At 55.3% G+C, this 24,669-nt stretch carries 21 protein-coding genes; 19 read left to right on the plus strand and 2 right to left on the minus strand.

The window, feature by feature from the left end; all coding sequences use genetic code 11:
- The first annotated feature begins 8 nt into the window (after positions 1-8).
- The 17 genes from MNODULE_RS16395 to purF all read left to right on the plus strand — a co-directional run bounded on the left by MNODULE_RS16395 (position 9) and on the right by purF (position 20,874).
- Positions 9-1,184, plus strand: coding sequence for a DUF4388 domain-containing protein (locus MNODULE_RS16395; protein WP_168061813.1), 1,176 nt, complete (start codon positions 9-11; stop codon positions 1,182-1,184).
- Positions 1,185-1,226: 42 nt separating this feature from the next.
- Positions 1,227-1,601, plus strand: a complete 375-nt coding sequence (locus tag MNODULE_RS16400; RefSeq protein WP_168061814.1) for a response regulator — start codon at positions 1,227-1,229, stop codon at positions 1,599-1,601.
- An 8-nt stretch (positions 1,602-1,609) separates the two neighbouring features.
- On the plus strand, positions 1,610-3,697 hold the full coding sequence (locus MNODULE_RS16405) for a chemotaxis protein CheA (protein WP_168061815.1): 2,088 nt from the start codon (positions 1,610-1,612) through the stop codon (positions 3,695-3,697).
- A 375-nt stretch (positions 3,698-4,072) separates the two neighbouring features.
- Positions 4,073-4,360 (plus strand): MerR family transcriptional regulator, encoded by a 288-nt coding sequence (locus MNODULE_RS16410; RefSeq protein WP_168061816.1) that lies wholly within the window; start codon positions 4,073-4,075, stop codon positions 4,358-4,360.
- On the plus strand, positions 4,335-5,021 hold the full coding sequence (locus MNODULE_RS16415) for a chemotaxis protein CheW (RefSeq protein WP_168061817.1): 687 nt from the start codon (positions 4,335-4,337) through the stop codon (positions 5,019-5,021). Before MNODULE_RS16410 ends, MNODULE_RS16415 begins: the two co-directional genes overlap by 26 nt.
- Positions 5,022-5,048: 27 nt before the next feature.
- The gene (locus tag MNODULE_RS16420) at positions 5,049-7,151 is read left to right on the plus strand and encodes a methyl-accepting chemotaxis protein (protein WP_168061819.1); all 2,103 of its coding nucleotides are present in this window, start codon (positions 5,049-5,051) and stop codon (positions 7,149-7,151) included.
- Positions 7,148-7,702 carry a chemotaxis protein CheW gene (locus tag MNODULE_RS16425; RefSeq protein WP_320412486.1) on the plus strand — a complete coding sequence of 185 codons (555 nt, stop codon included), beginning with the start codon at positions 7,148-7,150 and terminating at the stop codon, positions 7,700-7,702. Before MNODULE_RS16420 ends, MNODULE_RS16425 begins: the two co-directional genes overlap by 4 nt.
- Positions 7,699-9,921, plus strand: a complete 2,223-nt coding sequence (locus MNODULE_RS16430; RefSeq protein ID WP_168061823.1) for a methyl-accepting chemotaxis protein — start codon at positions 7,699-7,701, stop codon at positions 9,919-9,921. Before MNODULE_RS16425 ends, MNODULE_RS16430 begins: the two co-directional genes overlap by 4 nt.
- Before the next feature lie 22 nt (positions 9,922-9,943).
- The gene (locus MNODULE_RS16435; RefSeq protein ID WP_168061825.1) at positions 9,944-11,068 is read left to right on the plus strand and encodes a response regulator; all 1,125 of its coding nucleotides are present in this window, start codon (positions 9,944-9,946) and stop codon (positions 11,066-11,068) included.
- Between the two features lie 38 nt (positions 11,069-11,106).
- Complete coding sequence (locus tag MNODULE_RS16440) at positions 11,107-13,149, plus strand: HEAT repeat domain-containing protein (protein ID WP_238339602.1); 2,043 nt, start codon at positions 11,107-11,109, stop codon at positions 13,147-13,149.
- A complete protein-coding gene (locus MNODULE_RS16445; RefSeq protein ID WP_168061829.1) occupies positions 13,146-14,006 on the plus strand; it encodes a CheR family methyltransferase in 861 nt (286 codons plus the stop codon). The genes MNODULE_RS16440 and MNODULE_RS16445 overlap by 4 nt, the downstream gene beginning before the upstream one ends.
- Before the next feature lie 10 nt (positions 14,007-14,016).
- On the plus strand, positions 14,017-15,099 hold the full coding sequence (gene cheB / locus MNODULE_RS16450; protein WP_168061831.1) for a chemotaxis-specific protein-glutamate methyltransferase CheB: 1,083 nt from the start codon (positions 14,017-14,019) through the stop codon (positions 15,097-15,099).
- A gap of 66 nt (positions 15,100-15,165) precedes the next feature.
- Positions 15,166-16,017 (plus strand): GAF domain-containing protein, encoded by an 852-nt coding sequence (locus MNODULE_RS16455; protein WP_168061833.1) that lies wholly within the window; start codon positions 15,166-15,168, stop codon positions 16,015-16,017.
- The gene (locus MNODULE_RS16460; RefSeq protein WP_168061835.1) at positions 16,010-16,387 is read left to right on the plus strand and encodes a response regulator; all 378 of its coding nucleotides are present in this window, start codon (positions 16,010-16,012) and stop codon (positions 16,385-16,387) included. The genes MNODULE_RS16455 and MNODULE_RS16460 overlap by 8 nt, the downstream gene beginning before the upstream one ends.
- Positions 16,388-16,401: 14 nt before the next feature.
- Positions 16,402-17,115 (plus strand): phosphoribosylformylglycinamidine synthase subunit PurQ, encoded by a 714-nt coding sequence (gene purQ, locus MNODULE_RS16465; protein ID WP_168061837.1) that lies wholly within the window; start codon positions 16,402-16,404, stop codon positions 17,113-17,115.
- A gap of 57 nt (positions 17,116-17,172) precedes the next feature.
- A complete protein-coding gene (gene purL, locus MNODULE_RS16470) occupies positions 17,173-19,416 on the plus strand; it encodes a phosphoribosylformylglycinamidine synthase subunit PurL (protein ID WP_168061839.1) in 2,244 nt (747 codons plus the stop codon).
- Between the two features lie 27 nt (positions 19,417-19,443).
- Entirely contained in the window at positions 19,444-20,874 is a 1,431-nt protein-coding gene (purF, locus tag MNODULE_RS16475) for an amidophosphoribosyltransferase (protein WP_168061841.1), read from the plus strand.
- A 73-nt stretch (positions 20,875-20,947) separates the two neighbouring features.
- Here the strand turns inward: purF and MNODULE_RS16480 are convergent, their stop codons facing one another.
- Positions 20,948-21,388, minus strand: a complete 441-nt coding sequence (locus tag MNODULE_RS16480) for a molybdenum cofactor biosynthesis protein MoaE (protein WP_168061843.1) — start codon at positions 21,386-21,388, stop codon at positions 20,948-20,950.
- A gap of 56 nt (positions 21,389-21,444) precedes the next feature.
- A complete protein-coding gene (locus MNODULE_RS16485; protein ID WP_168061845.1) occupies positions 21,445-21,693 on the minus strand; it encodes a MoaD/ThiS family protein in 249 nt (82 codons plus the stop codon).
- Between the two features lie 248 nt (positions 21,694-21,941).
- Between MNODULE_RS16485 and MNODULE_RS16490 the strand changes: the two genes are divergently transcribed.
- Complete coding sequence (locus MNODULE_RS16490) at positions 21,942-22,847, plus strand: NYN domain-containing protein (protein ID WP_168061847.1); 906 nt, start codon at positions 21,942-21,944, stop codon at positions 22,845-22,847.
- 52 nt (positions 22,848-22,899) lie between these two features.
- Positions 22,900-24,669 carry a RecQ family ATP-dependent DNA helicase gene (locus MNODULE_RS16495; protein WP_202882247.1) on the plus strand — a complete coding sequence of 590 codons (1,770 nt, stop codon included), beginning with the start codon at positions 22,900-22,902 and terminating at the stop codon, positions 24,667-24,669.

Raw genomic sequence — 24,669 nt, forward strand, 5'->3', positions numbered from 1 at the left:
GATTCACCATGAGCCTCGAAGGGCGCCTGGAAGATCTCGGCCTGGCCGATATTTTTCAAATCATCAGCTTAAGCAAGCGATCCGGGGTATTGACGATCATCCGGAAAGAGGGAACCGGGCGTCTTGTTTTTAATCGCGGCATGCTGATTTATGGGAGTTCCGACAGCGTCAGCCGGCTTGGTTATACCTTGGTGAAGAAGGGGCTGGTCACGACGGAGGAGCTTGAAAAAGCGCTGCGGCTCCAGAAAACGGGGGGAATGAAGCTGCCGGTGGGGGCCATTCTGGAAAAGACCGGCGCGATCGCGAAGGGGGTGCTCGAGGAGGAGCTTCGGAATCATCTTGTGGAGGTGGTGCGCGATTTTCTCAATTGGGAGAGCGGATCGTTTCATTTCGAACTGGGAGATCCGGTTGCGAACGACTTGACGCTGGAGGAAGGGCTCAACCTTGATTTCTTGATGATGGAGGCGAGCCGACGCCAGGATGAATATGAGCGCACCCAGGCGGAACAGCAGAATACCCTTCCGCCGGCACCGGAAAACGAGGCTTCCGGCGCCGAAGCAACCGTCCCCCCTGGAGGAACTTCGGAAGGGGGCTTGCCTTCTCTTGAGGACAGTCAAGGAGCCGCTGCGAATGCGCCGGAAAAAACGACATACCGAAAAGATCTTGCGTTACTCACCTCGATGATCGAAGAGCTTTCCGGTCCGGCGAGCGGAAGCGAAATCACCCTTCTTGTCCTTCGGTTCGCAAGCGAGGTGATGAACCGCGCCATCATCTTTCTCGTCCGGAGCGACGATATCTTGGGCTTGGGTCAATTCGGCCTTCAGGTCAGGGACGAATCGGCCGATGAGAAGATCCGGGAGGTCCAGATCCCTCTGAATGAGCCGTCCCTTTTTCGAGAGGTGATTGCAAAGAAGAGTAGTTATAAAGGGGGCCTGGCGCAGGAGAAGTGGCATCGCTACTTTCTCGACCAAATCGGAGGGGGATGGCCGAAAGAGGTCTTTCTCGCCCCGCTCTTGAACGGTTCGGAGGTCATCGCCCTTCTTTATGGGGATAACCTTCCGCACCAGACGCCGATTCCGGAGACGGAGGGGTTGGAGGCGTTTGTCCGGGTGGCCGGTTTTGCTTTCGGAAAGGCGAAGCTGGAGCGAAAACTACAGGAAACAAAGCAAAAAGGGCCCGGCTGATCGGGCGTCGGTTTTATCGGAAGGGATGGGTCTGGAGGAGAGGTGAAGAAAAAAGTGCTTGTGGTGGATGATTCGGCAACCATGCGCTCGCTTCTGGTCTCGACCCTGGAGGAGATCGACGGGATTGAAACGGTTCAGGCGAGCAACGGGTTTGAAGCGCTGAAAGCGCTTCCGATGCAGTCTTTCGATCTGGTTTTGACCGACATCAATATGCCGGAGATCAACGGCCTCGAAATCGTCCATTTCATCAAGAATAATGAAACCTATCGGAATATTCCACTGGTCATTGTTTCAACGGAGCATGGCCAAGCGGATATCCAGAAAGGCTTGGCGTTGGGCGCCCAGAAATATATCACGAAGCCGTTTGACCCCGAGCAAGTAAAGAGGACGGTGAAGGAGCTTCTGAACGTAAAGTAGGGAGAGCCATGGCCGAGAAGGGAAGCGATCCAGCCTTGGATGATTTTGTTCCGGAAGCGGAAGAGCTCATCGAGGTGCTCCATCAAAATCTCCGGCAGATTGAAACATTGCCCGATCGGACGCAGGTGCGCCCCGATGTGATCAACGCGATCTTTCGCGCCGCGCATACGCTCAAGGGGATGTCCGGAATGATCGGCCTGAGCCGGGTCTCCCAAGTGAGCCATCACCTTGAGGATATGCTCGACAAGCTTCGGATGGGGAAACTGACCTTTTCCGCCGAGATTTTCAATGTCCTGATTGACGGGGTCGACCTGCTCCAGAAGATGATCGAGTCTGCGGCCCAAGGAAAAGGAGAGCCCGAGATCTCTCAGATGGAGGAGCGGATCCAGGCCGCTTTGAGCGGAAAACCGCAAGAAGGTGGGGCGAACCAGCTCGACGGCGTCGATCTCGATCCTTCCATTTTAAACGTTCTCACCGAATACGAAAGCCATCGCCTTTTTGAGAACATCAAGTCGAATGCGACCCTTTTTGAGGTGAAGGCCCGGTTCAAGCTGGAGACATTCGATACCGATCTCTCTTCATTGAACGAAAAGATCCAGAGAATGGGGGAGATCATTACCACCCTTCCGAGCATCAGCCCCTCCCCGGAGGGGGGGATGGAGTTCAACCTCATTGTCGGCCTTCCCCCGGAGAGCGCCCCGCTCGGTTCCGAGATTGTCTCCAATCAGGTGACGATTCGCGAGATTCAAAGGAAAGGAAAGAAGGGGGAAAGCCCGGTCCCTTCGAAGCCGGAGGCGATGGCGCCTGTTCCTTTGCCTTCGGAAGGGCCTTCCAACCCGGCCCCTCCCTCCTCGCTTTCTCCTCAGGAAGGGGCGTCCCTTCGAAGCATGGCGCAAACGGTCCGGGTCGATATTCAAAAGCTCGATGTTCTGCTCAACATGGTTGGAGAGCTCGTTCTGAGCAAGGCGGTCGTCAGCCAGATCAGCAAAGAGCTTTTGGAGCAATCGGGCTTCTCCGGATTGTCCTTGGAGCTGCTGAAGGCATCGAGGATGCTCGACAAGCGGATCAGCGAGTTTCAGGAGAAGCTCGTTGAGGTGCGAATGATCCCGATCGGGCAAATCTTCGACCGTCTGGTCCGGACGGTCCGAAGGCTTTCGAGAGATTTAAATAAAGAGGTCAATCTCATGGTCTCCGGAGAAGAGACCAAGATGGATAAATCGATGGTGGAAGATCTGGCCGATCCCCTCCTTCATCTTATCCGAAATGCGCTCGACCACGGAATTGAAAGCCGTGAGGAGAGGATCAAGGCACAGAAGCCGGAGGTCGGCACGATTCATCTTCGCGCGATTCAGAAGGGAAACCACATCGTCATTGAAGTGGAGGACGACGGCGGAGGAATCGATGCCGATCGGATCTATAAGAAAGCCAAACAGAAGGGGCTGATCGATCCGGCAAAAAAGTACAGCGAGGGAGAGCTGACCCATTTCCTGTTCCTCCCCGGGTTCTCGACGGCCGAACAGGTCACGGAGATTTCCGGAAGAGGGGTGGGACTCGATGTGGTCGCGAAGAATATCGCGAAGCTCTCCGGGCTGGTCGATGTCGAAACGACGTTGGGAAGAGGGACCCTTTTTACGATCACCTTGCCGATCACGTTGATTATCATCAAGGCGTTGATTGTCCGGGTTGGGATGGAAACATTCGCCGTTCCCTTGAATTCCGTTTCGGAGAGCTTGATGATTTCCTCCAAGGAGATCAAGACCATCGAGCGAAAAGAGGTGGTCCAACTGAGGGACCATACCCTCTCATTGGTTCGGTTGAATGACCTCTTCGAGCTGGGTGAGGGGAAGGCGGCGGATGACCGGCTTTATGTGATCGTCGTCGGCCTGGCGGAGAAGCGGATCGGTCTCGTGGTCGATGCCGTCGAAGGCCAGCAGGAGATCGTGATCAAGTCCCTCGGGGGATTGTTAAAAGATGCTCCGGGGATTTCAGGCGCGACCGAACTTGGAAACCGCAAGACGATTTTGGTCCTGGATGTCGCCTCTTTAATCGACGAGGCGACCCTTGGGAAAGAGAAGAAAGTCGAGATCGCCGGATAACCTGGCCATTTCCGATTCGAAATGTTCACGTAGTCATTCCTTAAAGCAAAAACACCTCCCTTACAGCAATCTGAATCAAAACCTGCCGATCCGTTCCGATCGTCCTATCCGCTAGGTCTTACCATGTCACAAGGATGTGGTTTGTCGGATGCCGTTTTTTGTTAGACGACCGTGAATGAAGTTACATATTTGGGATAATACCGTTTGGTGGGACAAAAGCGGGATGTGGAAGAGTATGTTTACGCAGAGGATTTTAGAGACGAATCCGTTCAAGATAGAGGCATACGACTTGCAGTTAACTGCTCTTAAATCCCACAACCCTGTGGGATGTGATTCTGAGCTGGTATGTTCGAAGAGTGAGGGGCCGTTCCATCAATGGAAGATTCCATTCCGAAACAACTCGGACCGAAAGAGATCTGCGGCTTGCTGAACCTTTCACATCGGCAGCTCGACTATTGGGTTTTGATCGGCGTGGTCCGGCCCATTCTGGAGCCGCATGGGAAAAAGGTATTCAAGCGGTTTACCGACGATGATTTTTATTTCTTGAAAGAGGTCAAGGCGCTTACGGATGAGGGCTTTCTGGTCAGCAAGGCGGCGCAGAAGGTGCGAGAGAGTTGGTCCAAGCGGATAAGGCAAAATGGCCAAGAAGAGTCGGCAAAATAAACCCGCTCGGCGGATGTCAAAAGAACGGCAGGCGTTCCCAGAGATGAAGTGCGCTCCCGAGGCGCAGGAAGCGGTTGAAGCCGGAGAGGGTTTGATCGGTTCGGAATCGGTTGCGACGGAAGCGGAAGCACCCCCCCCTTCGTCTCCGATGCCGGTCTCTTCTTCCGAGGAGGTGCCCCCCGACGCGGTTGAAACGGCGCCGTCGATGGAAGAAGAGGGGTCGGAAGTCGTTTCTGAAGAGCGGGAGTTGCTCACGTTCAATCTTGCGGATGAAGAGTATGCGGTGGATATCGGACTGATTCAGGAAATCACGAAATTGACCGAAATTACGCTTATTCCGCGCATTCAGTCTTACATCAGAGGCATTATCACCTTGAGAGGCAATGTGATTCCCGTTTTTGATATGCGCGCCAGATTGGGGCTGGCCCCTTTCGTCAAGGAACCCAAAAACCGGTTCATCATCTGCGCCACCGAAAAAGGGATGGTGGCGATGTTGGTGGACCGCGTGAATGACGTTGTCCGGCTGATGAGACGTCATTTGGAGCCGACCCCGGCCGGGGTTGCCGCGATCGATGCCGGCTTTATCAAGAATATCGCAAGGCATGGGGACCGGCTTCTCATTCTCTTGGATATTGAAAAAACATTGCAGATCGACCGATAGAAAGAGGATGCGGGATAAGGAGTCATCATGCAAGAGACGGATCAAACGAAACCCAATCGGGGATTGAAATTCAAGTTTTTGCTCGTCATCGGCTTGCTGCTGGGAACGATGGGTTTTCTCATCGGCCTGACCTTGCTCATCGGGCTAAAGAGCTCCTTTGAAGGTCAGCTTCAAAAAAGAGGATTGGCCCTGGCGAGCGGCATCGCGAAGTTCGGCGCGCTTGCGGTGTCTGTCGAAGACCGGGCCGTGCTGGAGCAGATGATTCTCGGCCCCTCCCATGAATTGGATGTCGCATATATCGCCGTTTTGAACCACGAAGGAAAGGTCATCGTTCATTCGGATGAGAGAGAAAACGGGAAGACGTTGAATGATCCGCTCACCGCGCAAGCCGCGAAGACGTTACAACCGACGATCTATCGTTATCAAAATGCGTCGGGACGCTATTTCGATGTCGTCGCGCCGGTTCACCTGGCGGCGATGCAGTCGCATGACGGTAAGAAGGTGGGGGTCATCCGCGTGGGACTTTCCTTGAGCGGAATCGAGTCGGAAATAAAGAGGCTGCTTCTGGTCACCCTTTCCATCCTCGGCGCGTTGATCGCCATCGGAATGTCCGTCTCATTGGTGTTCACACGGATCATCATCGCTCCCCTCGAACAAATGGCGGGGCTGGCCGTGAAGATCGCCGGCGGAGATTTCAGGCGACCGGTCGAGATAAAAACGCAGGATGAGGTGGGCGTCCTCGCCAATGCGTTGGGACAGATGTCGGACGGGCTGAAGGGAATGATTAAAAGAATTCAGGATACGTCTCAGCAGGTGACGACCGTGGCCGACAAAGTCATGGTCAATTCGCGCAGAATCAACGAAGGGGCCACGCACCAGGCGAAGGCGGCGGAGAAAACCTCGTCGTCCATTGAGGAGATGAATGCGTCGGTCAAAAACATCTCGGAGAACATCGACGGGCTTTCCACCTCCGCGGAGGCGACCTCTTCGTCGCTCATCGAAATGAGCGCGGCCATCAGTCAGGTGGCGACGAGCACCGTGACCCTTTCTTCATCGGTCGAAGACACCGCCTCCTCCCTGATTCAAATGTCGAGCTCCATCAAGCAGGTGGTCGAGCATATCGACGCGCTCTCGATGAACACGGTGGAGACGACCGCCTCGATCAATGAGGTCAACGCGTCGATCCGGGAGGTGGAGAAAAACGCGAAAGAGTCGGCCGTGATGACGGAGAAGGTGAGTCAGGATGCGACCGACTTGGGGATGGACGCGATCGAGAAAACGATCGAGGGGATGGAAAAAATAAAACGAACGGTCGAAAAATCGGCCAGCGTGATCAATAAACTGGATGAACGGACGGAGCACATCGGGAAGATCCTCACCGTCATCGACGAAGTGACCCGGCAGACCAATCTGCTTGCATTAAACGCCGCCATCCTGGCCGCCCAGGCCGGCGAGCAAGGGAAAGGGTTTACCGTGGTCGCGGATGAAATTAAGAACTTGGCCGATCGGACGGCCTCTTCCACGAAAGAAATCGCGCAGTTGATTCGAGACGTGCAATCCGAGGCGAAAGATGCGGTGGTTTCGATCAACGAGGGGTCCCAAAGCGTCGAAGAAGGGGTCCGCCTCTCCGTCAATGCGCGCGAGTCGTTGAACAAGATTCTGGATGTCTCGAGACGCTCATCGAACATGTCGCGCCAGATTGAAAAAGCGACCTATGAACAGGTCCAAGCGATCAATCAGGTCAGTCAGGCGATGGAAAAGATGAACACGATGGTGCAGCAGATCAACCGGGCCATGCAGGAACAGGGGAGGGGAATCGAGCATATCACCGAGGCCTCGGAGAAAATGCGGGCGATTACGCGCCAGGTGAAGATCTCGACGGAAGAGCAGGCGAATGGAAGCAAACAGATCAGCGATGCGGTCGAGGATGTCACGATACGGATACAGCAGATCGGCCGGGGAATGAGCGAGCATAAAAAAGGAAGTGAAGTGATCGTTAAATCGATCCTGGAGATACACCAGATCACGCAAGTCAGCATGCAGATGGCGCAGCAGATGAATGAGGCGGTCGAAAGCCTCATCACACAAGCCAACATCTTAAAAGAAGAGATCAACCGATATAAAGTGTGACGATCGACATGCCGCTGTTCAAAGAGACGAAAAAAGAAGAAAAGGTCAAGGCGGAAAAGAGAATCGTCCGCTTCAACGCTTCAGGAATCGAATACGCGGTCTCCATCGAGCGGATCAAGGAGATTATTTATGCGAAGGAGGTCCATCCCCTGCCGGGGGCGCGGGAGGGGATCGAGGGGGTCATCAGCCTCAGGGGAGCCGTTGTTCCTGTCATTGACAGCAGGAAGAAACTCAAGGCGGCGGCGGTTCCGCCGGGTCCGCCGGAGCATATCCTGATTGTCGAAGTGCGCCGACAGAAGATCGGGTTGATTGTCGATCGTGTGAATGAGGTCATAGCGGTGCGGGAAGATCAAATCCAAAGAACAGAGTCGTTCATGGATCAAAACGCAGCGTATGTGGACGGAATTTACAGGGTGGGTGAGCGATTGATCGTGCTGTTGAATCTGGAGCGGTTATGGACTGCGGCCGAAACATCCGAGTTGGAGGCGACGCTCAGCCGGACGATTTCCAACGGCGCGGATCTCTCTCCTCAAAATAAGAGGAAGCAATGAGACAACTCAAAGCCTACCTGGCGAATCACCTCGAAATGAAGATCCTTGCGATCATCCTGACGTTTCTCGTCTGCGGATTCGGAATTCTCTATTACCTCCTTTCGGAGAGGATCGAAAAGTATTCGGTCTCTCAAACACATCAGAAATCCGAAATGCTCGCCTCCTCGATTCATCGGACATTGGATCGAAGCATGGTCAACTTTCGGGCCGATATCGCGCGCCATATTATCGAAGACTTGAAAGATATTCCCGGCATGGTTCGCATTCAAATCATTCGTGGAAAGACGGGAAACGGAACGGAAGAGGCTTTTCAGGATTTTATCACCCTGGACGATGTCAAAACCCGCGCTCCGGGCGGGTTGAGGCCGGAATGGATCGGCAATCACCGGAACAAGGAGCACAATGTGGCCGATGGTGTCGATACGCCGGAGTTTAAAGCGGCTTTCCAGGAATATGTTCAAGATCCGATGCAGCCGGACACCTATTATTTTGAAAAGATCGCCGATCAAAACGTCATGACCTATCTGAAGCCGCTTCCGAACTTTGACCGCTGCTTCCTCTGCCATAATTCCGACCACAAGCTGCGGGGGGTGCTGATGATCTCCACCTCGATCGAAGGGATGCACGCCGATATTCGGGATCAAAAGCGAAATCTCTTCGTCCTTTCGACGGCGACCCTCCTGATCACCGGATTTGCCCTGAAATTTTCGATGAGCCGGCTGGCGATGAAACCGCTCATCAAGGTATCGGAGCGGATTCAAGACATCGCCGGCGGGGAGGGAGATCTCTCCAAGCGGCTGGAGGTGAAGAGCAGCGATGAACTCGGAAAATTGGCGTCCGGGTTCAATCTCTTCGCCGAAAAGATGTCCAATTTGATCGCGCAAATCCTCACGGCGGCGAAGAATGTCTCCTCCACCTCGAGCGGCGTCATGGAAGGGAGCCGCGAGATCATGCAGGGGGCGGAAATTCAGATCAATGCGACCGAGGCGACCTCCGTCTCCATCGAGCAGATGAACAGCAGCATCCGCAGCGTCGCCGAAACCAGCGAAAGCCTCGCCGGCGCATCGAAGGAAAGCGCCGGCGCGATCCAACAAATGACGTTCGCGATGGATGAGATTGCGAAAAATATGACGATCCTGAACACCTCGGTCGAAGACGCCTCCTCCTCGATTCTTTGGATGTCTTCTTCGGTCAAGAAGATCGATGAAAACGTGGAAACGCTCCTCGGAGAGGCGGAGGTCACCTCTTCCGCGATGATCCAGATGGATCAATCGCTCAACCAAATGCGCGAAAATGTGGACCAGACGGTTGACCTTTCGCGCGAGGTCAGCGTCAATGCCGACGCCGGAAAGAGAACGGTTGAAATGACGATGGACGGGATGACGCGGATCAAGGAATACTCGACCGAGGTCGGCCGGGTCATCCGCAATCTCCAGAAGCAGACGGAGAACATCGGCCGATTCTTGAATGTCATCGATGAGGTGGCCGAGCAGACGAATCTGCTGGCGCTGAATGCCGCCATCATCGCCGCCCAGGCGGGCGAACATGGAAAGGGCTTCAGCGTGGTGGCGAATGAGATTAAGGAGTTGGCGGATCGGACGGCCGCATCGACGCACGAAATCCATGAGATCATCAAGGCCCTCCAGTCCGAAGGGAAGATGGCGGTGGAGGCGATCGATGTCGGGAACGCCCGCGTCGAGGAGGGGGTGGTCCTCTCGAACTCGGCTCACGCGGCGCTCGGAAAAATCGTGGAGAGCATCAGTCATTCGACACAGAAGATCACCTTTGTGGCGAATACGATGGAAGAACAATCGAAGAGCGTGAAGCGGGTGACGACCTCCATGGAGCGGGTCAACCAAATGGTTCACCAAATCGCCAAGGCGACCAATGAGCAAAGCAAAGGCTCTGAACAGATCATCGAGGCCACTCACCGGATGAAGTCGATCACGCAGGGGCTTCAGTCCGTTTTATTGTCCCATTCGAAGGGAATGAAAAAAGTCACCGAGACGGTCGAGGAGGTCTCCCGCCTGGCCCAAGAGATCGCGAATGCGACGTCGGACCAAAAGGTCCAGAGCGAAGAGATTATGCACGCCATCGATCAGATCAAGAAGGTGACCCACGAAAACGTCGACACCGTCGGAAAGGTCGGTTTTTCCGTCGAGGAACTGATGCGCCAAGCCAAGCAACTGGAAGCGGAAATATCGAGATTTAAGCTGTAAGTCGGAAGGGAAGGAGCGGGGAATGATTGTACAATGTCCAAAGTGTCAAACGGAACTCGCGCTCGACATGAAACATCTGGACGAGGATACCGCCTTGGTTTGCAGGGGATGCCGGTCCATTTTAAAAACAAAAATCGTCGTCGAAATCCTTGTGGAAAAAGGGGCGCACTCCTCCAAGAGCCCCTCCCCGCAAAATGAAGGAACGGCATCCCCGGAACGATCGAAGCCGGCGGAGACTCCGGCGAGAACGGTAGAAGCGCTCCAAGAAGACCCTCTTCCCGCCGCCGTCGATCCTCAAAAGGTGCTTGTCGCCATTGACGGAGAGGGGACCAAAGAGATGATCAAGGAGCTCCTTTCCGGGGCAAGCTTCAAGGTGGTCGAGGCCAACTCGGGAAAGGAAATTCTCCCTCTTCTAAACCAGCAGCGCCCCGCGATCGCGCTCATCGATGTTGGCCTGCCCGACGGTTTGGGGAGCGAATTCTGCAGCATGATCAAAAAAGACGACCGGCTCAAGGAGACGATCGTCATCCTGATGGCCTCCATCTATGAGAAGAACAACAAATATCGGAGGCAACCGAGCTCCCTTTTCGGCGCCGACGATTATATCGAACGCCATCATATCGAGAAGGATCTTCTCGTCAGGATCCGAAAACATTTGGATCGGAAGCAGAATGGCGATTCCCCCGCCGCGCCTCCTCGGCCGGCCGAAACCTCCAAGGATCCCTCCTTGAGAGAGACGTCGATGCCGTCCTTAGAGGAAACGGCCCGGACCCGGCGTCCCGAAATGGAGTCGATTCCACCGGCGATCGATCAGGGAAGGACCCTGGACGTTGAGCAGTCCACCCGTCCTGCATTGGAAAAGGGTGTCCCTCCCCCCGCCGTGGAGCCGGGGTCTGAAAAGGCGCCGGAGCCGAAGGAGCACGAGGATGCCAGGCGTCTGGCGCGGATCATTGTTTCCGACATCGTTCTCTACAATAAAAAGAAGGTCGAAGAGGGGCTGCGTTCCAATCGGTTTTATGAATTGCTGAAAGAAGAGATCGAGGAGGGAAAAAAACATTATGATTCCAGGGTCCCTCCGGAAGTTCAAAAGGTGCGGGATTTCTATAAAGAGGCCTTCGAAGATTTTATCAGGAAGAAAAAGGGCTGATCGTCCGCCGGGCGGTTGATCGATCATTTCGGGTGTTCATGCGATCTCTCCAAGAAGATATTGCAAAACGTTTAACGAGTCCGGATGTAGAGGTGCGACTCTCCGCATTGAATGCGTTGGCCGGTCTTCCCGATGCCTCGGTCATCGACCCCGCCATCACCGCGTTGGGCGATTCCGATTGGAGGGTTCGGAAAATGGCGGCCGCCATCCTGCTGGAGGGGGTCGATCGAAATCGGATCGTTCATCAACTGATCGACCGTCTCAGCGGAGAGAAGAATATCGGGATGCGGAATGCGGCGGTCGAGGTCTTTATTCAGTTCGGAAAGACCTCTGTCGATCCCCTCCTTTTTTCGCTTCGCCGCACCGATGACGAGGTCAAGAAGCTGATCATCGATACGCTGGGTGAAATCAAGGAGAGAAAGGCCGTCCCCCCCTTGGTGGCCCTCTTGTCGGATCAAAACGAGAATGTCGCCGCTTCGGCGGTCGAAGCGTTGGGAAAAATCGGAGATCCCGGGTCGGTCCCGCCGCTGTTGGAGATTTTAACGCGGGAGAACCCGCTTCTCGTCTTCTCGGCGGTCAAGGCCCTGGAGCAGATCGGCGATCCCCGTGCGGTGGGGCCGCTGATCGGCCTCCTCGCCAAGAATGCCTATAGACGGGTCGGCCTGGAAGCGCTCGGGGCGATGGGAGATATGCGTGTCTTGGAGGCGTTGACGGCCGCCCTTCAATCGGGCTCGAAGAGCATCCGCTGCTCCGCTCTGAAGGCAATCGCCGCATTGGAATCGAGACAATCGACGGCCGATCGAGACGTGATTCATCGCCGCGTGAAGGAGATTTACCAAGATCCGATCCGCGCTCTTCTCGACGATGCCGTTCAGGACGCCGACCCTTCTTTGAGGCGGGCTGCGATCCGTATGTACGGATGGGCGGCGGAGGCCCGAAGCGTTTCAATCCTTATTCCGCTGATCACCGGCGCGTGCCGGGAGGATGCGCTTTCTGCGCTGGTCGCGATCGGCAAGGAGAATGTCGCGCCGCTCATCGCCGGATTGTCCGCGCAGGACGACGCCGTTCGGGAGGTCATGGCGACCGTCTTGGGAAGGGTCGGGGGGAGCCGGGTGGTTCCGGCCCTCTTGGAACTGTTGCAGGATCGCAGCGGCCATGTTCGCCAGGCCTCCGCGGCCGCCTTGGGAGAAGTCGGAGACCCCGAAACCATCGGCGCCCTGTTGCCCGTTCTTGCCGATGTTTACCCGAACGTACAGGAGAGCGCGGTCAAGGCGTTGTTGCAGATGAAGGAGGCGCTCCCCCGGGCGACGCTCCTCGATTATCTACGCCACGATTCTTCGGCGCTTCGCAGCAATGCCGCTTTTCTTCTGGGACGGGTAAAAGAGGAAAAAGCGATCGCCTCCCTGCTGTTCCTCCTCAGCGATCCCGAGCAGAGCGTTCGAAAAGCGGCGGTCGATGCCTTGGGTTGTTTCCATTCGCCGGAGGTGAGCCAACATATTCTCCTCGCTCTCGGTGATGAGTCTGCCGATGTCCGGCTGGCGGCGCTCAAGATTCTGGCGGGGGATGAGATCGGGCACCTTGCCAATCTGGCAGACACCCTGCATCCGCTTGTTCACGACGAGAACATCTGGGTTCGGTCGGCGATCCCTCCGATTCTGGCCCGGGTCGAGGAAGAAAAGGCGCGAACCCTCCTCCTCGAATTGCTCTCGGATCGGGTCGGCGCCGTGAAAATATCCACCCTTTCCGTTCTCGGCGAGCGTCGTGAAAAATGGGCGCTCCCGCTCCTTTTGGCCGAGACAAATAACCCCGACCTCGACGTAAAGAAAGCGGCCATTTTGGCTTTGGGTCTTCTGAACGAGCCCTCGGTGGTTCCGCTGCTCCAAAGTTTCTTGACCGATCTGAATTGGACCGTACGAGTGGCCTCGATTCAGGCCATCGGGCGGCTCCGTGATCGCTCGTCGATCCTTCGTCTGAAAGAGATGGCCGATTCCGATTCGGATCCGATGGTGCGTGAAACCGCCCGCCAGTGCCTCTCTCAAATAGAATCGGGGAGCGGACCCATTTTGATGGGAAACGAATGAATCCCTGCGAACAGCAGATTGTTCTGACCGATGAAGTTTTTCGGCTTCTTCGAGACATGATTTATGAGATCTCGGGGATCTATTTCTCCGACGATTCGAAGTTCATCATGGAAAGCCGGTTGCAGCAGAGCGTCAAGCGGAGACAGTTCACTCATTTCCGTGACTACTATTATTTTTTAAAATACGACCTAAAAAGAGATGAGGAGCTGGCTTCTTTAATCGACATCGTCACCATCCATGAAACCTACTTCTTTCGCGAGAATCAGCAGCTTCAGACGTTTAGCCAGGAGATCCTTCCGGAGCTGGCCCATATGGAGGAAAAAACAAAACAGTTGAAGATCTGGAGCGCGGGCTGCTCCACCGGCGAAGAGCCGTATACCCTCTCCATGTTGATCCTGGAAAGTCCGTTATTCCATGACTGGAGCGTTGAAATTTATGCCAGCGATATCAGCCAAAATGTCCTTCAGAGCGCGCGACGCGGCATTTACCAGCCGACCTCCTTCCGTTCGACGGACCCCTATTTTCAAAAGAAGTATTTCACGAAAGAAACGGCCGGATTTAAAATCAACGATCGGGTAAAAAAAAATGTCACTTTTCTCCACCTGAACCTGAACGATCGGGAGAGATGGATTCTGCTTCCCGCAGTGAACGCGGTCTTCTGCAGGAATGTCATTATCTACTTTGACATGACCGCGAAGAGGCGGGTGATCGAGGGGTTTTACGGAAAGTTGAAAGAGGGGGGGTATCTCCTCCTCGGCCATTCCGAATCGTTGATGAATCTTTCCACCCATTATGCGTTAAAACATTTCAAGAACGATCTTGTTTACCAAAAGCCGCTTCTCGCGAAACATGGATGAGAGGAAAGAGATGGAGAAAGGAAAGCTTCAACAAACGCCGATCAAACTCCTGATCGTTGATGATTCGCCGCTGTTTAGACAAATGATCAACGTCATTCTTCAGAAGTATCCCCACCTGGCTGTTGCGGGATTGGTGGAAAACGGCGAGAAGGCGATGCGGCTCGTCGTCGAGAAAAAACCCGATGTGATTCTCCTCGATCTGGAGATGCCCCATATCGACGGATTTACGTTTCTTCGCTGGCTGATGGCCTATTATCCGACCTCGGTATTGGTCGTCTCCGCCCGATCCGACGGCTACACTGTTTTCAGGGCGCTGGAGCTGGGGGCGTGTGATTTCTATGGAAAACCCGAACCGAACGGAACGCTCCTGGAGCAGCCGGAGGCGCTCATCTCAAAAATCGAGACCCTTTCTAAAATTCCAAAGGAGAGCTTGTCAAAAAAATATTCCAAGCTCACCCGTTCCAAAAAACGGGTCGAGGTCTCTCTTCAGCCCCCCAAACAGAGAGAAGGCCTCTCCCGGCTCTTGGCGATCGGGGCATCGACGGGGGGGCCCCCCGCCCTGGTTGAAATCATCTCGAATCTCTCGGAGGATCTCCCCATTCCGGTTGTGATCTCCCAGCATATGCCGCCCGGTTTCACCAAATCTTTTGCGGAGCGTCTGAATAAGTTGTCGCGCTTGCAGGTCTCGGAGGTCGGCGGGGGGGAGCCGCTGGAGGCCGGCCGGGTTTATATCGCCCCCGGCGGTTATCATCTTTTATTCGAAAAGATCGGCTCCCGGATTCATACTTGTCTGAAGGCGAAGGGAGAGACCGATCGATACGCCCCCTCGGTCGATCTGATGATGATCTCCGCCGCGGAGTTCTTCAAGGATGGCGTCTACGGGGTGGTCCTGACCGGGATGGGGGACGATGGAAAGATCGGATTGAAGAAGGTAAAAGAAACGGGGGGGATCACGCTCGCGGAGTCGGAGGAGACGGCGGTTGTTTTTGGAATGCCGCGAGAAGCAATCCAAGCGGGGGTCGTCGATCAGGTTTTGCCGCTTCACAAGATTGCGGCGGAGATCACGCGGCATTACCGCCGTTTTCCAAAATAGGGTTGGCGCTTTGAAATAGGCTGTGTTATAATCCACAAGGCCTTCAAATCCGGAAGGAAATCGCTTATGGAGCGAAGAGAAAACGAGATCGCGAAAAAGGCCGAAGAGTTCTTGAGGGTATTCAAGAAGGGGGAGGAATTCACTCAAGAATTGCTCAAGGAGAACGAGCGGCTCCGATATACGGTCCTCAAGCTCGAAGAGGAAAGGAACGGGTTGGTCCAGCTTTCCAATCCGGTTGAAGTAAAAGCGCTTCAGGAGCAGTTGGCCAAGGCTGAGGAAGAGCGCAATCGCCTGATCAACCGTTTTAAGGAGGTTGAAGAGGAAAATAAGGGCTTCGCTTCAAAGTATTTGGAAGTGGAAGAGGAAAACAACAACCTCGCCAACCTCTATGTCGCCAGCAATCAGCTCCACTCGACCCTCGACTTCGAAGAGGTGCTTCGAATCATCATCGAAATCATGATCAACCTGGTCGGGGCGGAGCGGTTTGTGATCATGTTGCTGGATGAAGCCTCTGGCGTTCTCTCTACCATCGCTTCAGAGGGGATGGAAGAGGGGACAATCCGCAAGGCCCGGATCGGCGAAGGGGTCATCGGCCGGGCGGTCCAGAGCGGCGAAAACTTCTTCGAAAGCGATTTAAGCGTGGGAAGCGTCGAAGGGGAGCCTCGTCCCATTGTTTGCATCCCGCTGAAAATCAAAGATCAAACGCTCGGCGTCATCGTCGTTTTTTCGCTCCTGGAGCAAAAGAAAAAGACATTGACCCACGTCGACAAAGAGCTTTTCACTATGTTGGCGGGGCATGCCGCCACGGCGGTTTTCAGCGCCAAACTTTATTCGCAATCGGCCAGAAAGTTATCAACGATTCAAGGTTTTATTGATCTGCTGAGCGGTCGAGAAGATTCCTGGGGGCAAAATGGCTGACATCCGTTTCCTCGTCGTCGAAGATTCGCCGACGATGCGTCAACTGATCACCTTCAGCTTGAAACGAATTCCGAACTCCAAGATCGTTGAGGCGAGCGACGGCGTCGATGCCCTCAAGAAATTGAAGGAAAATCGATTCGATTTAATCGTTTCGGATATCAACATGCCGCTGATGGATGGGCTCAAGCTGGTCAGCATGATTCGAAGCGATCCCGCCTATCGATCGACCCCGATTGTGATTGTCACGACGGAAGGCTCCCAAACCGACCGAGAAAAAGGGCTTGCCTTGGGCGCCAATGCCTACCTTTCCAAACCGATTCAAACCAACGAGCTTCTTAAGATTGTCAGGGATTTATTAAAAGCGGAATAGAATTAGAGGATAGAATGCGTTTCGGAATCGTTGTTTTTCCCGGGTCGAATTGCGACCAAGATTGTCATTACGTCACCGGTGGGATCCTGAAAGAGCCGACCACCTTCATCTGGCATAAGGAGACAAAAATTCCGGATGTGGATGCCCTGATTATTCCGGGGGGCTTCTCCTATGGAGATTATCTCCGCGCGGGGGCGATCGCCCGTTTCTCTCCGGTGATGAAGGGGGTGGTCGATTTCGCCGCGAAAGGGGGAATGGTTCTCGGGATCTGCAACGGATTTCAAATTTTGGTCGAGTCGGGGCTGCTTCCGGGAGCGCTCCGGCGGAACCGCTCCCTCAAGTTTATCTGCAAGCCGGTCTTCGTTCGGGTCGAAAACCATCAAACCCCGTTCACCTTGCTCTATCAACCGGGTCAGGTTCTCTCGCTTCCGATCGCACACGCGGAAGGAAATTATTATATCGATCCCGCCGGGTTGGCGCGGTTGAAGGAGCGAAATCAGATCGTCTTCCGCTATGTTACGAAGGAAGGAGCGGTCTCGGATGAAGCAAACCCGAACGGCTCCGTCGACCAGATCGCCGGAATCTCCAATGAGGCGGGGAATGTCCTCGGCATGATGCCCCACCCGGAGCGCGTCGCCGATCCCCTCCTTGGCGGCGAAGATGGGATCAAACTCTTTGAATCTCTCCGCCGCTCTCGCAGGGAGCGCGCTGCCCCCGTTATTCGTTAAACGTAAGATTTTACGAATAACGATTCACGGACTACGAATACGATATCTGGAGAATCCATGACAGACCCTCAGAAAACGGCCCAAAATCAAGGGCTCCCTCCGGAACGACCGGCCCATCCGGTGACCGATGAGGAGTATCAGAAAATTGTCGCGCTCCTCGGTCGCGAGCCGAACACCACGGAGCTTGCGATCTTCTCCGCGATGTGGAGCGAGCATTGCAGTTACAAGAGCTCCAAGGTCCACTTGAAGCGTTTTCCGACGCAAGGGGAGCATGTCCTCCATGGACCGGGCGAGAATGCGGGGGTGGTCGACATCGGCGGAGGATGGGTCGCCGCCTTTAAGATTGAAAGCCACAATCATCCCTCCTTTATCGAGCCGTACCAGGGAGCGGCGACCGGCGTCGGAGGAATTCTCCGGGATATTTTCACGATGGGGGCGCGGCCGGTGGCGCTGCTCAACTCGCTTCGTTTCGGCCCGCTGGAGGTTCCCAAGAACCGTTACCTGTTCGAGCGGGTGATCGCCGGCATTGCCGGTTACGGCAATTGCATGGGGGTTCCGACCGTCGGCGGGGAGATCTACTTCAACGAGATCTATTCGAAGAATCCGCTCGTGAATGTCTTCTGCCTTGGAATTGCGAAAAAGGAAGAGATCGTGACGGCGGCGGCCGGCGGGGTCGGGAATCCGGTTATCTATGTCGGCTCGAAGACCGGAAGAGACGGCATCCACGGGGCGACGATGGCGAGCGCGGAGCTCGGCCAATCGGAAGAGAAGCGGCATACCGTCCAGGTCGGCGATCCCTTTACCGAAAAGCTCCTCCTGGAGGCCTGTTTGGAGGTGATGCAGACCGGTTGTGTGGTCGGCATCCAAGACATGGGGGCGGCCGGTCTGACGAGCTCGTCCTCCGAAATGGCCCACCGCGGCGGAACTGGAATCGAAATCGACGTCTCCAAGGTGCCGAGCCGAGAGCCCGGAATGACGCCGGAGGAGTTCATGATCTCCGAATCCCAAGAGCGGATGCTCCTGGTTGCAAAGAAGGGGAGAGAAGCCGAGGTCGAGGCGATCTTCAAGAAGTGGGATCTCGATATGGCGGTGATCGGAAAGGTGACCGAAGATCGGCTGCTGACGATCAAGAATCGGGACGAGATCGTGGCGCAGATTCCGGTGTCGGCCTTGACCTCCGAAGCGCCGGTTTATGAACGTCCGATGGCTACCCCCAAGTTCCAGGAGTTGGTTCAATCGCTCAATATCGAATCGATTCAGGAGCCGAAATCGTATTCCGAAGCCTTACGGACGTTGCTCGGCTCGCCGTCCCTGGCAAGCAAAGAGTGGGTCTACCGCCAGTACGACCATATGGTCCAAACCAATACGGTGGTCGGGCCGGGCGGGGGGGATGCGGCGGTGATCCGGATCAAAGGGACCGATCGCGCCCTGGCGATCAGCGTCGACGGAAACAGCACCTACTGCTTGCTCAACCCCTACTATGGCGGGGCGATCGCCGTGGCGGAAGCGGCGCGGAACCTCGTCTGCGTCGGCGCGAAACCGATTGCGCTGACCGATTGTCTGAACTTCGGAAATCCGGAGCGGCCGGAGGTGATGTGGTCGTTCGCCCTCTGCGTCGAGGGGATGAGCGAGGCTTGCGACCAGTTCAAAATCCCGGTCGTCAGCGGAAACGTCAGCCTCTACAATGAAACGCGGGGTCTGGGAATTTATCCGACCCCCGTCGTCGGCGTGCTGGGTCTGATCGAAGGGATGAAGACCCCTCTGACCGCGGGATTCAAGGAGCCGAATGAGGTGATTGTGTTGATCGGAGAGACGCTCGAAGAGCTGGGAGGGAGCGAATACCTAAAGGTTCTCCATTCCCAAGAGCGCGGCTATCCGCCGATCCTCCATTTTGAGAAGGAGAAGGGGGTCCAGAAGGTGGTCCTCACCGCAGCGCGGGAAGGGATTCTCTCCTCCGCGCACGACTGTTCCGAAGGGGGATTGGCGGTGGCGCTGGCGGAGAGTTGCATCTTGTCTCCGACCTCCATGGGTGCTATGATTGCGCTGGATGCGGGGACGATCCGGCCGGACGCCTATTTATTCGGTGAGTCGCAATCGCGGATTCTCGTCAGCGTTCCGGAGCGATCTCTTTCGAGATTGCAGGCCCTCATCGCAGAAGCCGGGGTCGGTCACTCGGTCTTGGGGACAACGGGGGGAGGCTCTCTCGATATCCGGTTGGAAGGAAAGGAGCAGGCGATCCATCTCTCCGTTTCGGAGATGAAAGAGGCCTACTCGAGGGGTTTGGCAAAATACTTTGATTAACATTTTTATTAACAACGGGTGAGCCAGGTGGACGAATCGGTGTTCGATAAGCTGCAAGAAGAGTGTGCCATCTTCGGAATCTATGGCCATCCGGAGGCGGGCAATCTCACTTACCTCGGTCTTTATGCCCTCCAGCATCGCGGCCAGGAGGCGAGCGGCATCGTCACCTATGACGGCAATACCTTCTACCAGGAAAAAGGAACCGGGCTGGTGGCCGACATCTTCTCTGAGGACCGCCTCAGAAAGCTGAAGGGGAACGCCGCTATCGGCCACAATCGATACTCGACCACCGGCGACAATTGTCTCGAAAATGTCCAGCCGCTGATGGTCAACTATGCCCTGGGCACCCTCGGGATGGTGCACAACGGCAACCTGATCAATGCCAGCTTTCTGCGCGATGAGATGGAAGCCTACGGCGCCATCTTTCAGTCTTCCATGGACAGCGAAGTCATCATCCACCTCATCGCCCATTCCCGGCAGGAGCGCCTCGTGCAACGGATTGTCGATGCGTGCGAGCGGGTGCGCGGAGCCTACTCTCTTCTCTTTCTTTCGGAAGAGGGTCTGATCGGCGTTCGCGATCCGTATGGGGTGCGGCCTCTCTGCCTTGGGAAGATGAAAGAAGGTTATGTCCTTGCTTCGGAGACCTGCGCTTTTGATCTGATCGATGCCGAATATGTCCGCGACATCGAGCCGGGAGAGATCGTTCAGATCAACGAGAAAGGGGTCTTCTCGTTCAAGCCCTTTACCAAAGTTTCGCCGGCGCAGTGCGTCTTTGAATATGTCTACTTCTCACGGCCCGACAGCCGTGTTTTCGATCGGAATGTTTACCATATCCGAAAGCGGCTCGGAATGGAGTTGGCGCGGGAGGGGGAGATTAAGGCCGATATCGTGATCCCCGTTCCCGATTCGGGAGTTCCGGCTGCGTTGGGGTTTGCCGAGGCGTCCAAAATTCCGTACGATACGGGGCTGATCCGAAATCATTATGTCGGCCGGACCTTCATCGAACCGCAGCAGTCGATCCGCCATTTCGGCGTGAAGATCAAGTTGAACGCGGTGCGTGAGATCCTGGATGGAAAGCGGGTGGTGGTGGTCGATGATTCGATCGTCCGGGGGACGACCAGCCGGAAGATCGTCAAAATGATCCGCGCGGCGGGGGCGAAAGAGATCCACGTTCGCATCAGCTCCCCGCCGATCATTTCGCCTTGCTTTTACGGGATCGATACGCCGACGCGCCAAGAGCTCGTCGCTTCGAGTCACAGCGTCGAAGAGATCAGAAAATATATCACTGCCGACAGCCTTTCCTATCTCTCAACGGAAGGGATGTTCCGCGCCGTCTACAACTCGGATTCGGGGGAGAATCGGCATTTCTGCACCGCCTGTTTTTCTGGAAACTATCCTATTCCGTTCACGGGCGAAGAAATTATCCAGTTGGGACTTTTTGAAGAGCGAGAGCCGTAACAGAGGCAAAATGAATAAAAAAGGGATGGAGTTTTCTCCATCCCTTTTTTATTGCAGAGCTTTTATCCGAAAATTACGGATGTTCTTCGACCCAGACCTCGCCTTGGGGAGTGGTCTCCTTCTTCCAGATCGGCGTGATCCGCTTCAATTCATCGATGCACCAGGAGCAGGCCCGGAAGGCGTCTTTGCGATGCTCCGCCCCGACCACGATGAGAACAATGTTGTCGCCGATCGAAATTTCGCCGACCCGGTGGATGATCGAAACCTCGATGATGTCGTAATCTTTGAGCGCCTGTTCCCGGATTTCCGCGAGGCGTTTTTGGGCCATTCCGGGATAATGTTCAAAATCGATCTTATGGATATCGCGTCCCTTTGAGAAATCCCGCGCCGTTCCGAGGAAGGTGACGATCCCGCCGATCCGCTTCGAGCTGTTTTTCACCTTATTGGTTTCTTCTTCGACGCTGAAATCTTCGGTTTGAACGCGGATTCTTTCGGAAAGCTGTTTTGTATCCATGGCCGATCCTTATTAAATGAATGAATAAACGTTTTGTTTGAGATCTTCTCGAAGCCTCATCCCCCGGCGAAGGGGGGAAGGAAGGCGATCTCATCTCCGTTCTGAATCAAACACTCTTTTGGAACCACCTCTTGGTTGACCGAGATCAAGACCTTTCCTTCTTTCATGATCTGTTGCAAGGGAGGAAGATCCCGCTCCAGGCGATTGAGAAGCTGCTCCAGCGTGGTCCCTTTTTCAACATCGAGAACCACCTCTTCTTTGCCGACGATCTTCTTGAGGACTGCAAAAAAACGTATTTTAACCATCTTCGAAAACTCCTGAAAAGTTAGAAAAAGGATACCTTTTTCGGCATTCTCTGTCAAGGTTTTTATCGATTCACGGAGAGGGTGTAAAAGGAGATTTCCGGGCGGATGGAACATCTTTGTCATAGGCTAAAGCATCGGAACAAATTCAAACGGGATGAAATCGATCTCTTCTGCTCGCTTCTGCTTGTCTGTCTTGTAAAAAAAAGGTAGAATGACCTTTTTTAAACTATAGAGGAGCATTAAAACCAATGGCGACTTCTGAGAGTACATTCAATATGGCGGTTTTCTGCGACCTGGAAAACGTTGCGATCGGGGTTCGAGACGCCCGTTATGCTCAATTCGATATCGAAAAGGTGTTGGAGCGGCTTCTTCTGAAGGGAAATATCGTCGTTAAAAAAGCCTATTGCGACTGGGAGCGGTATAAGGATTTTAAGGGAGGAATGCATGAGGCCGCCTTCGAGCTGATTGAGATTCCCCATATTCGCCAATCGGGGAAGAACTCGGCCGATATCCGAATGGTCGTCGACGCGCTCGATCTCTGCTATACCAAGTCCCATATCAACAGTTTTGTCGTCGTCAGCGGCGATTCCGATTTTTCCCCCCTCGTCAGCAAGCTGCGGGAGAACAATAAAAATGTCATCGGGGTCGGGGTGAAGAAGTCGACTTCCGATCTGTTGATCTCCAATTGCGATGAATTTATCTTCTACGATGACCTGGTCCGAGAAACGGTCGCCCGACGCAAGCGGAAAACACCCCGGCCGGCGGCGAAGGCGGCCTCTGTGAAGACCGATGTCAAGACCGAGGTGACCAAGGACGATGAGGAAAAGAGGGAGTCGAAGCAGCAGGAGGCGTTGAACTTGGTGTTGGAGACGGTTGAAGCGATCTTCAACGAACGGGGAGAGCGAAAAGTGTGGGGATCGATGGTCAAGCAGACCCTCCGGCGGCGGAAGCCCGGTTTCAACGAATCGTATTACGGGTTTCGAAACTTCAACCAGCTTTTGGAAGAGGCGGAGAAGCGGAAACTGTTGATCCTGGAAAAGGACCAAACCTCGGGAGGATTCATCGTCCTTGATTTCGGTCCCGAGTGGACTTCAGCGGAGGTAGAGGAGCCTGCGGCGGCGAATCCGCTACCGGCCAATCCATCCGCCGGATGATTGCTCTTTTCCCCCTTGAGTTTTTTCCCCGCCTCCGTTAAGCTCACCGGCGATGATGAAATCCTGGACGAAAGATCGGGTGGCGGAGGAGGTCGAGGCCCTGGCCCGCTTGGCGGCGTTCGGAAAGGTCGGGGAGGCCGAAGGGGCGCGCCTTTTTCACGAGCGGCTTCAGGGTCTGCGCGATCTTTTTCGGGTGGAGCCGGATCTCTTCACCTCGGCGCTGGTCGCCTCCCTCAAACGACTGGCGGCGACCGTTCCGATCCATCCTCCGGCGCTGGCCTGTGCGTGCCCTCCGCTTTCGCCCGATGCCGTTCTGAAGTCGGTTTTCGGCTACACCGGCTTTCGCCCCGGCCAAAGGGAGATCATCGAGTCGGTCCTCTCCGGGCGTGATTGCATCGGCGTCATGCCGACCGGAGCCGGAAAATCGCTCACCTATCAGATTCCTGCTCGAATCCTTTCAGGAACGACCCTCGTCATTTCGCCGCTCATCGCGTTGATGAAAGACCAGGTCGATGGAATGACGGAGGTCGGCATCCCGGCCACTTTCATCAATTCGAGTCTCACCTCTGACGAGCGGCTCGACCGGATCGCGCGTTTGAGAGCCGGGGAATACCGGCTTGTTTATGCCGCGCCCGAAGGGTTGGAAGGGGGGCTCCTCGATCTATTTTCTTCGTGCAGAATCGGGCTGATTGCGGTCGACGAGGCCCACTGCATCAGCCAATGGGGACACGATTTCCGCCCCTCTTACCGAAACCTCTCCGGTCTGAAGCGCCGCTTCGGCAATATCCCCGTCCTCGCGCTCACCGCCACGGCGACCGATGCCGTCGCCTCCGATATCGTTGAACAGATGGGGATGGTCTCCCCCCTTCGTTTTCGGGGCTCCTCCTTCCGTCCGAACCTGCGCCTTCACGCTTACAAGAAGGGGGGAGGACGGGACACCAAGGGGGAGATCCTCAATCTGGTCCTCTCCCGCGCCGGCCGGCAGGGAATCATCTACTGTCTCAGCCGCCGGGGTGCGGAGCAGACGACCGAATTTCTCAAAGCAAACGGCGTCCGCGCGTCGGCTTACCATGCCGGGATGGAGAACGACCAGCGGACCATCGTCCAGGAAGCCTTCCGCCGGGACGATATCGAAGTGGTGGTGGCGACCGTCGCCTTTGGGATGGGGATCGACAAATCGAATATCCGTTATGTCATCCATCGGGACATGCCGAAGAGCATCGAAGGCTACTACCAAGAGATCGGACGGGCCGGGCGGGACGGCGTCGAAAGCGATTGCGTGCTCTTTTACTCTTGGTCGGAGGTGATCAGCTATGATCGATTCTCCGAAAGCGCCTCCGATTCTCAGGTGAACAAAAAAATGCGGATGCAGACGCGCGAGATGTTTTCCTTTGCGGAGGGCGAGGGATGCCGTCACCAGCGGCTGGTCGCCCACTTCGGGGAGCGGATCGCCGGCTGCGGGAGCGCATGCGATCACTGCGCCGGGTGGGACCTTCTCGAAGAGATCCGCCCCGCCGCCCCCTTGGAACAGGAACGGTCCGTCCAGAGGGGTAAAAAGCGGGCCTTTGTTTCGAGCGAGAACGTCGGAGAGGAAGCGGGGAATCTCTTCGCGCGGCTGCGGGCGTTGCGAAAAAAACTGGCCGACGAGAAAGGGCTGCCGGCCTATCTGATTTTCAGCGACGCGGTCTTGCTTCAAATGGCGACCCATCGGCCGCGCAGCGGCGATGAACTTCTTCAGATCAACGGCGTCGGACCGAAGAAACTCGCGCAGTACGGCGACCTCTTTCTTGAGGCGCTTCATAAGGCGGGGGAGGTCAGTTAA

Source organism: Candidatus Manganitrophus noduliformans (genome assembly GCF_012184425.1).
Classification (GTDB): Bacteria; Nitrospirota; Nitrospiria; order SBBL01; family Manganitrophaceae; genus Manganitrophus; species Manganitrophus noduliformans.